This is a genomic window from Streptomyces sp. NPDC014891, assembly GCF_043081085.1.
Classification (GTDB): Bacteria; Actinomycetota; Actinomycetes; order Streptomycetales; family Streptomycetaceae; genus Streptomyces.
Genome location: NZ_JBIBWF010000011.1, coordinates 20101 through 32743 on the forward strand (window position 1 = coordinate 20101; position 12643 = coordinate 32743).

The 12643-nt window shown below is 68.9% G+C and carries 13 protein-coding genes; 9 read left to right on the top strand and 4 right to left on the bottom strand.

Features of this window, described 5'->3' with window-relative positions; genetic code table 11:
- Positions 1–31: 31 nt before the first annotated feature.
- Both dnaN and dnaA read right to left on the bottom strand, forming a co-directional pair.
- Positions 32–1162 (bottom strand): DNA polymerase III subunit beta, encoded by a 1131-nt coding sequence (gene dnaN / locus ACF09E_RS28420; protein ID WP_015034855.1) that lies wholly within the window; start codon positions 1160–1162, stop codon positions 32–34.
- A gap of 1089 nt (positions 1163–2251) precedes the next feature.
- Complete coding sequence (gene dnaA / locus ACF09E_RS28425; protein ID WP_392208152.1) at positions 2252–4027, bottom strand: chromosomal replication initiator protein DnaA; 1776 nt, start codon at positions 4025–4027, stop codon at positions 2252–2254.
- A gap of 397 nt (positions 4028–4424) precedes the next feature.
- Here dnaA and rpmH point away from each other — a divergent pair, with 397 nt between their 5' ends.
- The 9 genes from rpmH (at position 4425) to ACF09E_RS28470 (ending at position 11159) form a co-directional block, all read left to right on the top strand.
- A complete protein-coding gene (gene rpmH / locus ACF09E_RS28430; protein WP_007265229.1) occupies positions 4425–4562 on the top strand; it encodes a 50S ribosomal protein L34 in 138 nt (45 codons plus the stop codon).
- Positions 4563–4583: 21 nt separating this feature from the next.
- Entirely contained in the window at positions 4584–4955 is a 372-nt protein-coding gene (gene rnpA, locus ACF09E_RS28435) for a ribonuclease P protein component (RefSeq protein WP_073908709.1), read from the top strand.
- Entirely contained in the window at positions 4952–5278 is a 327-nt protein-coding gene (gene yidD, locus ACF09E_RS28440; protein WP_015034858.1) for a membrane protein insertion efficiency factor YidD, read from the top strand. Before rnpA ends, yidD begins: the two co-directional genes overlap by 4 nt.
- Positions 5279–5281: 3 nt before the next feature.
- Positions 5282–6607: a membrane protein insertase YidC gene (gene yidC, locus ACF09E_RS28445; protein WP_392208155.1), complete on the top strand. Its 1326-nt coding sequence runs from the start codon at positions 5282–5284 to the stop codon at positions 6605–6607.
- A gap of 29 nt (positions 6608–6636) precedes the next feature.
- Complete coding sequence (locus ACF09E_RS28450; RefSeq protein ID WP_030321234.1) at positions 6637–7146, top strand: R3H domain-containing nucleic acid-binding protein; 510 nt, start codon at positions 6637–6639, stop codon at positions 7144–7146.
- 117 nt (positions 7147–7263) lie between these two features.
- Positions 7264–7980, top strand: a complete 717-nt coding sequence (gene rsmG, locus ACF09E_RS28455; RefSeq protein WP_361847499.1) for a 16S rRNA (guanine(527)-N(7))-methyltransferase RsmG — start codon at positions 7264–7266, stop codon at positions 7978–7980.
- Positions 7981–8216: 236 nt separating this feature from the next.
- A complete protein-coding gene (locus ACF09E_RS28460) occupies positions 8217–9293 on the top strand; it encodes a ParA family protein (protein WP_392208454.1) in 1077 nt (358 codons plus the stop codon).
- Positions 9290–10381, top strand: coding sequence for a ParB/RepB/Spo0J family partition protein (locus ACF09E_RS28465; RefSeq protein WP_392208157.1), 1092 nt, complete (start codon positions 9290–9292; stop codon positions 10379–10381). The genes ACF09E_RS28460 and ACF09E_RS28465 overlap by 4 nt, the downstream gene beginning before the upstream one ends.
- A 160-nt stretch (positions 10382–10541) precedes the next feature.
- A complete protein-coding gene (locus tag ACF09E_RS28470) occupies positions 10542–11159 on the top strand; it encodes a GNAT family N-acetyltransferase (RefSeq protein WP_392208159.1) in 618 nt (205 codons plus the stop codon).
- A 120-nt stretch (positions 11160–11279) separates the two neighbouring features.
- Here ACF09E_RS28470 and trxA read toward each other — a convergent pair whose 3' ends face one another.
- Both trxA and trxB read right to left on the bottom strand, forming a co-directional pair.
- Positions 11280–11612 (bottom strand): thioredoxin, encoded by a 333-nt coding sequence (gene trxA / locus ACF09E_RS28475; protein ID WP_392208161.1) that lies wholly within the window; start codon positions 11610–11612, stop codon positions 11280–11282.
- 46 nt (positions 11613–11658) lie between these two features.
- Entirely contained in the window at positions 11659–12624 is a 966-nt protein-coding gene (gene trxB, locus ACF09E_RS28480) for a thioredoxin-disulfide reductase (protein ID WP_388807161.1), read from the bottom strand.
- Positions 12625–12643: the final 19 nt, after the last annotated feature.

Here is a 12643-nt window from a genome sequence, read left to right on the forward strand (position 1 = left end):
CGATCCCCCGGAAAGCGCGACGCGGACCGGCTCAGCCGCTGAGGCGCACCGGCATGATCAGGTACTTGTAGGCCTCGTCCGCCTCGGCGTCCAGGGCAGGCTTGCCGCTCAGCAGCGCCGGCTTCGTGGAGGTCGTGAAGGAGAGCTGGGCGACCGGGGAGTCGATCGCGCTGAGGCCGTCCAGCAGGAAGGTCGGGTTGAAGGCGATCGAGATGTCGTCGCCCTCCAGCTGCGCGTCGACGCGCTCCACAGCCTGTGCGTCGTCGCTGGAGCCGGCCTCCAGGATCAGCACGCCCTGCTCGAAGCTCAGCCGGACCGGGGTGTTGCGCTCGGCCACCAGGGCCACGCGCTTGACGGCCTCGACGAACGGCGCGGTCTCGATGACGGCGACCGAGTTGAACTCGGTGGGGAAGAGCGTCCGGTACTTGGGCAGGTCGCCCTCGAGGAGGCGGGTGGTGGTGCGGCGGCCCGCGCCCTCGAAGCCGATGAGGCCCTCGCCCTTGCCGGAGCCCGAGAGCGCCAGGGTGACCGTGTCGCCGCTCGTGAGCGCCTTGGCGGTGTCCAGGAGGGTCTTCGCGGGCACCAGGGCGACCGCGGAGGCGTCCGGGGACTCCGGCTTCCACAGGAACTCGCGGACCGCGAAGCGGTAGCGGTCGGTGGAGGCCAGGGTGACGGTGTCGCCCTCGATCTCGATGCGCACACCGGTGAGCACCGGCAGCGTGTCGTCGCGGCCGGCGGCGATGGCCACCTGGGCGGCGGCGGAGGCGAAGACCTCACCCGGGACGGTGCCGGTCGCGGTGGGCATCTCCGGCAGCGCCGGGTACTCCTCCACGGGAAGGGTGTGGAGGGTGAAGCGGGAGGAGCCGCAGACCACGGTCGCCCGTACACCGTCTGTGGAGATCTCCACCGGCCGGTTCGGGAGGGCGCGGCAGATGTCGGCGAGCAGACGGCCGGAGACCAGGACGGTGCCGTCCTCCTCGACCTCCGCCTCGACGGAGACGCGGGCCGAGACCTCGTAGTCGAAGCTCGAGAAGCTCAGCGCGCCGTCCTCGGCCTTCAGCAGCAGGCCCGCGAGCACGGGAGCCGGCGGACGGGCCGGGAGGCTGCGGGCCACCCAGGCCACCGCCTCGGCAAGTACGTCGCGCTCCACCCGGATCTTCACCGGAACCGCCTCCTGCTTGTTGCTGGCTCTTCGTCGACTGCGGGAACCAGTCTGACGTACGCCGCAGACACTCGGTGCTGCTCGGGGTCAAGTCGCGACAAGAGCGGCTCGACGCTCCGGCGCCGAGTTGTGCACAGGCCCCACTTCGAAGCGGATTCCTAGCTAACTCTGAGTGGGAGTAGTAGTAGGGCCTGTGGAAACGGTGGATAACGTCGTTTTCCCAGGTCAGACCCGATTTTTTGTCCACTGCGCCTGTGGGTGGAACCGGTGGACAACTGGGGGTCTCTGTGGACACCCGAAAGTTCTGCACACCCGATACACAGGCCATGGGGAGTTCTCCCCAGCGCTGTCCCCAGCTTTACCCACGTTCCCCACAGCCCAACCGTCCTCCTTGGTGTGACGGCTTTCACTCGACGCGGTGAGCGGAGGCGATTCGTTGCCGAACAGTGGACAGGGGTGTGGAGAAGCTGTGGGCAACGGACCCTCCCCTGTGGGCGGCCAGTGGACAACTTTCCGGCGCCTCTGTGGACGGATCTTCTGTCCACAGGCTGTGGAGATCTTTTACCAACAATTCCACAAGGGCCTGACCTGGGGTGATGGTCTGTCAACAGCCAGGCCTGTGGACACGATCCGGATAACTCGACAGTCCCCACCCTGTGGACGGGAGATCATCCCGCAATCTGTGGAGAACCCGCCACCGGAACGGAGTAATCGAACAGCCCGTCCCCCGGACGAGGGCCCGGACCGGTCCCAGGCGCGCTCGCGGAGGGCTTCCGACGCCCTCCGCGGCCCCTCCCGGAGGGCCGGGAGGGCGCATCCACGGCTCCCGCGGCCGACCGCAGAACGGCTCCAGGAGAACCGCGCGGGGGCACCGGGAGAACTGTGCGGGGGCTCTGGGAGGACGGCCCAGGGGCTCCGGACGAACCGTGCCGGGACTTCGGGAGCAACGGCGTCGAGGCAGCGGGAGGACCCGGCGTCGAGGCAGCGGGAACGCCGATGGGCGCCCCGGGAGGTGTCCCGGGGCGCCCATCGCAGGCGGGCTCGGCCGCGATCGCGGCGGTGGCGGTGGCGGTGGCGGCCGCGGCGGCGTCAGCCGTTCTTGATGCGGTTCGTGAGCTCGGTGACCTGGTTGTAGATGGAGCGGCGCTCCGCCATCAGCGCGCGGATCTTCCGGTCCGCGTGCATCACCGTCGTGTGGTCGCGGCCGCCGAACTGCGCGCCGATCTTCGGCAGCGACAGATCCGTGAGCTCACGGCACAGGTACATGGCGATCTGCCGGGCCGTCACCAGGACGCGGCTGCGCGAGGATCCGCAGAGGTCCTCCACCGTCAGCCCGAAGTAGTCGGCGGTGGCCGCCATGATGGCCGGCGCGGTGATCTCCGGCGAGGAGTCCTCGCCGCCCGGGATCAGGTCCTTGAGGACGATCTCGGTGAGCCCCAGGTCCACCGGCTGCCGGTTGAGGCTCGCGAACGCCGTCACCCGGATCAGCGCGCCCTCCAGCTCACGGATGTTCCGCGAGATCCGGGACGCGATGAACTCCAGCACCTCCGGCGGGGCGTTGAGCTGCTCCTGCACCGCCTTCTTGCGCAGGATCGCGATGCGCGTCTCCAGCTCCGGCGGCTGCACGTCCGTGGTCAGGCCCCACTCGAAGCGGTTGCGGAGCCGGTCCTCCAGGGTCACCAGCTGCTTGGGCGGCCGGTCGGAGGAGAGCACGATCTGCTTGTTCGCGTTGTGCAGGGTGTTGAAGGTGTGGAAGAACTCCTCCTGCGTCGACTCCTTGCTCGCGAGGAACTGGATGTCGTCGACGAGCAGGATGTCCACATCGCGGTAGCGCTTGCGGAAGGCGTCGCCCTTGCCGTCGCGGATCGAGTTGATGAACTCGTTCGTGAACTCCTCGGAGCTCACGTACCGCACACGGGTGCCCGGGTAGAGGCTCCGCGCGTAGTGACCGATCGCGTGCAGCAGGTGCGTCTTGCCGAGCCCGGACTCCCCGTAGATGAAGAGCGGGTTGTACGCCTTCGCCGGCGCCTCGGCCACCGCGACCGCGGCCGCGTGCGCGAAGCGGTTCGAGGAACCGATGACGAAGGTGTCGAAGAGGTACTTGGGGTTCAGCCGCGCGTGCTGCTCACCGGGGGCGCCGGCCCCGCCCTGAGCCGACGAGGAACCGTGACCGCCGCCGGGACCCCCGCCCGGAACGCCCGGCCGGGGACCGGGACGGGCGCCGTGGTTCTGCGGGTCCGGCAGCTCCGCCCGCTCCGGACGCGGCTGCTCGTAGCTCCGCGGCGGCTCGTCGTACCGCGGCTGCCGGGACTGCTCGGGCGCGCTCGGACCGGTGTACGGGGCCCGCTCCTGGTAGCCGCCCAGCCGGGGCTGCTGCCAGGACAGGTCCTCCTGGGTGCGCGGCCAGGCCCCGGGGTCGGGGCGCTGCTGTGTGTAGTCCGGGTAGGCCGGGCGCGCGGTCGGCAGGCCGTCGTCGGGCATCGGCCGGTGGCCGTAGCCGTCGTACTTCTCGTACGGCTCGTGCTGCTGGCGCTCGTCGTAGCGGGGCTGCTGCGGCTGCTGGAGCGGCGGCGCCGGCGGGGTCGGCTCGCCGGCGGAGTCGTCGACGGTGATCGCGATCCGGATCGGGCGGCCGCACTCACGGCTGAGCGTCTCGCTGATCAGCGGGGCCAGCCGGCCCTCCAGGACGCGCTTGCCCCACTCGTTCGGCACGGCGAGCAGCGCCGTGTCCGCGACGAGGGCGAGGGGCTGGCAGCGCTCGATCCACTGCTTGTCCTTGGGCTCGATTCCCTGCTGGCCCTCGGAGAGGAGGTGCTCGAGGACGCGTGGCCACACTGCGGCAAGATCGGCAGGAACGTCAGCCACAGGGCACGCTTTCTCGCAGGTCCCACGATGGTGTGGTTCTCGGGGGACGGTGGGGCGATGTCCGGGAGGACAGATCCGCGGGGAACAGGTAAGGACAGAACGGAAAAGATTGTGGAGACCAACCACGGTAGTCGCGGCGGCTGACGTGGTTCAAGTTGTTGTCCACAGCCTGTGCACAATGGGGGGTGGCGACAGGTCGGTTTGACCGGATGGCGTAGCCGCGCGTACCGTAACCAGGTCGAGTTGTCGATGGCTGCTGCCGCCTGCCTCCGATGGGCAAAGATCACGGTCTGTGATCGTGAAGCGGTGCACTCGGGCGTATTGCGAGCTACTCGTGGGCGCACGGTGACAGCCAGGCGATGTCCCGCCATCTACGAATCATTTCTGGAGCCCCCGAGTGAGCAAGCGCACCTTCCAGCCGAACAACCGTCGTCGCGCCAAGACCCACGGCTTCCGCCTGCGGATGCGTACGCGCGCCGGCCGCGCCATCCTTGCGAACCGCCGTTCCAAGGGTCGCTCGGCGCTGTCCGCCTGATCCGCTTAAACAGGTCATGACGTGCTGCCTACCGAGAATCGGCTGAGGCGGCGCGAGGACTTCGCAACCGCGGTACGCCGAGGTCGCCGGGCCGGTCGCCCGCTCCTCGTCGTCCACCTACGCAGCGGTGCAACGAACCCGCACGCGCCTGGGGAGAGCGCTCCCCCGGCACGTGCGGGTTTCGTCGTGAGCAAGGCCGTGGGCGGGGCGGTCGTACGCAACCAGGTCAAGCGTCGCCTGCGCCACCTCGTCCGCGACCGGCTCACCGAGCTGCCCCCCGGTAGCCTGGTGGTCGTACGGGCGTTGCCCGGAGCCGGCGACGCCGAACACGCACAGCTGTCCCGAGACCTGGACGCCGCTCTTCAGCGGCTGCTGGGAGGGGGCGCGCGATGAAGTACCCGCTGCTGGCTCTCATCAAGCTGTACCAGTGGACGATCAGCCCGCTTCTCGGGCCCGTCTGCCGGTACTACCCGTCGTGTTCCCACTACGGATTCACGGCCATCGACCGGCATGGCGCGATCAAGGGCACGGCCTTGACCGCCTGGCGCATCCTGCGGTGCAACCCGTGGTCGCCCGGCGGTGTGGACCATGTCCCCCCGCGTAAGCGCCCCCGCTGGCACGAAATGCTGAGGAACGCGCTGCGCGGCGACAAGGGCGGGTCCACCGCCGAGACGAGCCCGGCCGCAGAGACCTCGCCCAATGCTCAAGGAGCCTGATTAGTGGACACGATTGCCAGTCTGTTCAGCTTCATCACCACACCTGTCTCATGGGTGATCGTCCAGTTCCACAAGGTGTACGGGGCGGTCTTCGGCCCTGACACGGGCTGGGCCTGGGGCCTGTCCATCGTGTCCCTCGTGGTGCTGATCCGTATCTGCCTGATCCCGCTGTTCGTCAAGCAGATCAAGTCGACCCGGAACATGCAGGCGCTCCAGCCGAAGATGAAGGCGATCCAGGAGCGCTACAAGAGCGACAAGCAGCGTCAGTCCGAAGAGATGATGAAGCTGTACAAGGAGACGGGTACCAACCCGCTCTCCTCGTGCCTTCCCATCCTGGCGCAGTCGCCGTTCTTCTTCGCCCTCTACCACGTGCTCTCCAGCATCGCCTCGGGCAAGACCATCGGCGTCATCGACGACCAGCTCCTCGCGAGCGCCCGGCAGGCCCACATCTTCGGTGCCCCGCTGGCGTCGAAGTTCACGGACTCCGCCGCCGAGGTCGCCGCGCTCGACGCCTCGCTGACCTCGGTCCGCATCGTCACCGCGATCATGATCATCCTGATGTCGGCCTCGCAGTTCTTCACCCAGCGCCAGCTGATGATGAAGAACGTCGACCTCTCGGTGAAGACCCCGTACATGCAGCAGCAGAAGATGCTCATGTACATCTTCCCGGTGATCTTCGCCGTCATGGGCATCAACTTCCCGGTCGGTGTCCTCGTCTACTGGCTGACCACCAACGTGTGGACCATGGGCCAGCAGATGTACGTGATCAACCAGAACCCGACCCCGGGCAGCAAGGCGCAGGACTCCTACCTCCAGCGCCTGCTGAAGAGCATCACGCAGCACGGTGAGGTCCGCGGCCGCCGCCGGAAGACGATCGTCAAGGTCATCGTCGCCAAGGGCAGCGACCGCAACGAGAACGAGCGCCGCTTCTTCGCGGGCCTGACCAAGGCCGGCTTCGCCGCCCAGGCCGACGGCACCGTGATCAAGGGCGACATGATCGTCGCCGACGCCGAGGGCGGCGCCGCCGCCAAGCGTCAGCAGCCCAAGCGCCAGACCAAGGCCCAGCGCCAGGCTGCCGCGGCCCAGCACACCACGGCGAAGGACACCGAGGACGCTTCCGAGTCGGCCGCCGAAGAGGCACCGGTCACCTCGCTCGAGAAGAAGCCCCAGGGTTCTGCCAAGGCCGGTGCCAAGGAAGAGCCCAAGGGCGAGGCCCAGGGCGACAAGCCCGCGCGTCCCCGTGCCAACTCCGGAGGGGCCCGCCAGCAGGGCAAGTCCGGTCAGCGCAAGGGCCAGCAGCGGCCCAAGCACCCGTCCTCCAAGAAGTAAGCCTCGCCGAAGCAAGAAGGAGTCCATCCGTGACGGAAGGCACCACCTCCGCCGCCGCCGAGGGTGGCGACACCCTGACCCGCCTGGAGCAGGAGGGTGAGATCGCGGCCGACTACCTCGAAGGCCTGCTCGACATCGCCGATCTCGACGGCGACATCGACATGGACGTCGAGGCGGACCGCGCCGCGGTCTCGATCATCAGCGACTCGGCGCGCGAGCTGCAGAAGCTCGTGGGTCGAGACGGTGAGGTCCTGGAGGCCCTCCAGGAGCTGACCCGGCTGGCCGTGCACCGGGAGACCGGTGACCGCAGCCGTCTGATGCTCGACATCGCGGGGTTCCGCGCCAAGAAGCGCGCCGAGCTCGCCGAGCTGGGAGCCAAGGCCGCGGGCGAGGTGAAGTCCACCGGCCAGCCGGTCAAGCTGGACCCGATGACGCCGTTCGAGCGCAAGGTCGTGCACGACGCGATCGCCGCCGCCGGTCTGCGCAGCGAGTCCGAGGGCGAGGAGCCGCAGCGCTTCGTCGTTGTTCTCCCGGCCTGAACCCTCACGTAGTCTCGGCCCCGTCTGTTCGCAGGCGGGGCCGATCTTTGTCAGCCTGATAGTCAGCCACCACAGCGCGCCCGCAGACGATGCGTGCGGTACGGAAGGACGGTTCCCGTGACGGAGGAAGCGCAGCTCCCCGAGGCTCCGGAGCAGGCGCGGACAGTCTTCGGCGAGTACTTCCCGGAGGCCGTGCGGTATGCGGAGCTCCTCGCGGACGCGGGTGTGAAGCGCGGTCTGATCGGCCCGCGTGAGGTGCCGCGGCTGTGGGAGCGCCACCTGCTGAACTGTGCCGTCCTCTCCGAGGTCGTCCCCGAGGGCGTCACCGTCTGCGACGTGGGCTCCGGCGCCGGCCTTCCCGGCATCCCGCTGGCCCTGGTCCGGCCCGACCTGAAGATCACGCTTCTGGAGCCGCTCCTCCGCCGGACGAACTTCCTCCAGGAGGTCGTCGAGCTGCTCGGCCTCGACCACGTGACCGTGGTCCGCGGGCGCGCGGAGGAGATGCTCGGCAAGATCACTCCGGTGCACGTGGTGACGGCCCGCGCGGTGGCGCCCCTCGACCGGCTGGCCGGCTGGGGCGTGCCCCTGCTGCGTCCGTACGGAGAGATGCTGGCACTCAAGGGCGACACCGCGGAGGAGGAGATCAACGGCGCGCGTGCCGCGCTCTCCCGCCTCGGCGTCGTGGAGACCTCCGTGATGCAGGTGGGCGAGGGGATCGTCGACCCGCTGTCCACGGTCGTCCGGGTGGAGGTCGGGGAGAGCCCGGGCGGTGTGCGGTTCGCCGCCAAGCGGGCCAAGGCCGCCAGGACCAGCAAGACCCGTCGACGCCGCTGAACGTCGCATTCGTACCATTTCGGAGTGTCGAACGGTCCCGGCTCAGGAGCAGGGGCATGGTGTTTCACGTGAAACGTCGCTCACTGCTGCAGGGAATCATCAGCCGCGGTCGCGCGGCTGCCACGCCCCGGGACCGTCGACCTCGCGTGAACCCACCCACGAGGGTGACGGGGATGTCCACAGAGGTGGATTCACCCACAGAACCACCGGCCTCGCTGGTTCACGACCCCGAAAGCATGGCAGGCTCTCCCCATCGCGAGCCTGAAGCCGAGGAGAGTGAATCCTTGCGGTCCGACGCCAACATCGCGGGACCGATGACCGATCCGGTCCCCGGTCCCCGAACCGAATCGGCGGGGGAGGATGTTTCACGTGAAACACCGCCCCCGATGGACGACACCCCCATTGGTCGTGCTGCCCAGCTGGCAGTAGAGGCCCTGGGTCGTGCCGGTGAGGGACTTCCCCGCCCGGCGCAGACTCGCGTGATGGTGGTCGCCAACCAGAAGGGCGGCGTGGGCAAGACGACCACGACGGTCAACCTTGCCGCGTCCCTCGCCCTGCACGGGGCCCGGGTCCTGGTCATCGACCTCGACCCGCAGGGCAACGCCTCGACGGCGCTCGGCATCGACCACCATGCCGAGGTCCCCTCGATCTACGACGTCCTCGTGGACAGCAGGCCCCTCTCCGAGGTCGTGCAGCCGGTCATGGACGTCGAGGGCCTGTTCTGCGCCCCCGCGACCATCGACCTCGCCGGCGCGGAGATCGAGCTGGTGTCGCTCGTGGCCCGTGAGAGCCGCCTCCAGCGCGCGATCCAGGCCTACGAGCAGCCGCTCGACTACATCCTGATCGACTGCCCGCCCTCGCTCGGTCTCCTCACGGTCAATGCCATGGTGGCCGGAGCCGAGGTGCTGATCCCGATCCAGTGCGAGTACTACGCCCTGGAGGGGCTCGGCCAGCTCCTGCGGAACGTCGACCTGGTCCGGGGGCACCTCAACCCGGCACTCCATGTCTCGACGATCCTGCTCACCATGTATGACGGCCGGACGAGGCTCGCCTCGCAGGTCGCCGACGAGGTGCGCACCCACTTCGCCGAGGAGGTGCTGCGGACCAGCATCCCGCGGTCCGTCCGCATCTCGGAGGCGCCGAGCTACGGGCAGACGGTCCTCACCTACGACCCGGGCTCCAGCGGTGCCCTGTCGTATCTCGAAGCGGCCCGAGAGATCGCCCTGCGGGGGGCGACCGTGCACTACGACCCGCAGCACGCCCATGTCGGGCACCAGAACCACCAGCGCAGCATGTCGGAGGGGATCCAGTGAGCGAGCGACGTAGGGGATTGGGGCGTGGGCTCGGTGCGCTGATCCCCGCTGCTCCCCAGGAACGGCAGTCGTCATCGAGCGGCGTGGGCGTGGCCTCGCCCGGTACGGCCGCCGGCATTCCTTCGGATCGCGGGGTGGCGGCTGCGAAGCTGGCATCGCTCCCGCAGAGCACCCCGTCACCGGAGTCGGCGCCCTCGTGGAACGCCGCCGAGCCGGTGGTCCGGCCGGAGCCCCCGGCGGGTGCCTACTTCACCGAGCTTCCGCTCGACTCCATCGTTCCCAACCGGCACCAGCCCCGTGAGGTCTTCGACGAGGACGCCCTGGCGGAGCTCGTCGTCTCCATCAAGGAGGTCGGCCTCCTCCAGCCCGTGGTCGTGCGCAAGACCGACGGCGAGGGCTATGAGCTGGTCATGGGTGAGCGGCGTCTCCGGGCGTCGAAGGAAGCGGGCCTGGAGCGGATCCCGGCGATCGTCCGGGACACCGACGACGAGAAGATGCTCCTGGACGCGCTCCTGGAGAACCTCCACCGAGCCCAGCTGAACGCGATCGAAGAGGCCCACGCCTACGAGCAGCTGCTCAAGGACTTCGGCTGCACGCACGATCAGCTCGCGGAGCGGATCGGGCGCTCCCGTCCGCAGATCTCCAACACGCTGCGTCTGCTGCGGCTGTCGCCGCCGGTGCAGCGGCGGGTCGCCGCCGGGGTGCTGTCCGCCGGCCACGCGCGGGCGCTGCTCGGTGTGGACGACCCGGAGGCCCAGGACAAGCTGGCGTACCGGATCGTCTCCGAGGGCCTGTCGGTGCGGACCGTCGAGGAGATGGTCAGCCTCATGGGTTCCGAGGAGCCCGGTGCGGTCAAGCCGACGAAGCCGCGAGCCGGTGGCCGGGTGTCGCCCGCGCTCTCGGATCTCGCCTCGCGTCTTTCGGACCGCTTCGAGACCCGGGTGAAGGTCGACCTCGGGCAGAAGAAGGGCAAGATCGTCGTCGAGTTCGCCTCGGTGGAGGATCTGGACCGCATCCTGGCGACGCTGGCCCCCGGCGAGGGCCGGGTCATGGATCAGCACCACACCGAGAAGGGGGCGGAGGGCTGAGGCCTTCCGCTGACGCAGGCCGCTGAGGGCGGGCCGTGCTCCGGTTTCACCGGAATGCGGTCCGCCCTTTGCCTGTGAGCGGTGTCGTCCGGATCGGCCGATGGATACGATTCCAAGAGGCGTATCCGTGATCGATTCGCGAGGGAAGTGAGGCGCGGCCGTGGGGCGTCGGCTCGTACCGCTCACGTTGGACAACCTTCCGGATCTGCCCACGAGGTGCCGCTCCTGCGTCTTCTGGGAGCTCGATCCCGTCAGCGGGGAAGCCGCGGTGAAAGCGGGTCGGGCGGAGCCGGAGAAGGAGGCCTGGATCTCCGGGGTCCTCCTGGAGTGGGGTTCCTGCGGCAGGGTGGTCTATGTCGACGACGTGCCGGTCGGCTATGTGCTCTACGCTCCCCCGGACTATGTGCCGCGTTCCACCGCCTTCCCCACGAGCCCGGTCGCGGCCGATGCGGTGCAGCTGATGACGGCCTGGATCATGCCGGGGTACCAGGGTCAGGGGCTCGGCCGGATGGTTGTACAGACGGTGGCCAAGGATCTGTTGCGGCGGGGCTTCAAAGCCATCGAGGCGTTCGGGGACGCCCGGTGGAAGGAACCGGCCTGTGTGCTTCCCGCCGAGCATCTGCTGGCGGTGGGCTTCAAGACGGTACGGCCCCACCCGGCCTACCCCAGGATGCGACTGGAGCTCAGGACGACGCTCTCCTGGAAGGAGGACGTCGAGATGGCGCTCGACCGGCTCCTCGGCGCGGTCCAGAAGGACCCGGTCCTCCGCCCTCTGTAGCGTCGGTCTCGGTGTGCCGGGTCCGGAGCACGCGAACGGCCCGCCCCCTTCCGGGAGCGGGCCGTTCGTTGTTTCACGTGAAACGCTGCTTCTGTTTCACGTGAAACGGAAGCGGGAGCGTCAGGCCTTGGTCGGCTCGACGAAGCCCTCGAGGTCACGCAGGATGGCCGCCTTAGGCTTGGCACCGACGATCGTCTTCACGACCTCGCCGCCCTGGTAGACGTTCAGGGTCGGGATGGACATGACGCCGTACTTGGCAGCCGTGGCCGGGTTCTGGTCGATGTTGAGCTTCACGATCTCGATCTCGCCGTGCTCGGCGGCGATGGCCTCGAGCGACGGGGCGATCTGGCGGCACGGGCCGCACCACTCGGCCCAGAAGTCCACCAGGACAGGCTTGTTGCTCTTGAGGACGTCCTCTTCGAAGGAAGCGTCGGTCACAATCTTCAGGGCCACAGCGGCCTCCTTGATCTCGCGGGGTGTGGGGTGGGGAGAGACGGGGTCAGACCGCGGGGGTCTCGGCCAGCTTCTCGCTGTCGGCGAGGGCGGCCAGGAATCGCTCGGCGTCCAGCGCGGCGGAGCAGCCGGTGCCGGCGGCCGTGATGGCCTGACGGTAGGTGTGGTCGACGACATCGCCGGCGCCGAAGACACCGGTGAGGTTGGTGCGCGTCGACGGGGCGGAGACCTTGAGGTAGCCCTCCTCGTCGAGCTCCAGCTGGCCCTTGAAGAGCTCGGTCCGCGGGTCGTGGCCGACCGCGATGAAGAGGCCGGTGACAGGCAGCTGGCGGGTCTCGCCGGTCTTCGTGTCGCGCAGGGTCACACCGCTGAGCTTCTGCTCACCGTGGATCTCGGTGACCTCGCTGTCCCAGGCGAAGGAGATCTTCGGGTCGGCGAAGGCACGCTCCTGCATGGCCTTCGAGGCACGCAGGCTGTCCCGGCGGTGGACGATCGTCACCGTCTTGGCGAAGCGCGAGAGGAAGGTCGCCTCCTCGATCGCGGTGTCGCCACCGCCGACGACGGCGATGTCCTGGTCCTTGAAGAAGAACCCGTCGCAGGTGGCGCACCAGGAGACACCGCGGCCGGAGAGAGTGTCCTCGTTGGGGAGGCCCAGCTTGCGGTGCTGCGAGCCGGTGGTGACGATGACGGCCTTGGCGCGGTGCACGGTGCCGGCGGTGTCGGTGACGGTCTTGATCTCACCCGTGAGGTCCACGGAGATGATGTCGTCGGGGACGAGCTCGGCACCGAAGCGCTCGGCCTGCGCCCGCATGTTGTCCATGAGGTCCGGGCCCATGATGCCGTCGCGGAAGCCCGGGAAGTTCTCGACCTCGGTCGTGTTCATGAGCGCGCCACCGGCGGTGACGGCGCCCTCGAAGACCAGGGGGTTCAGCGACGCTCGGGCGGTGTAGAGCGCAGCGGTGTACCCCGCGGGCCCGGAGCCGATGATGATCACGTTACGGACGTCGCTCACGGGTTTCTTCCTCGTCTCT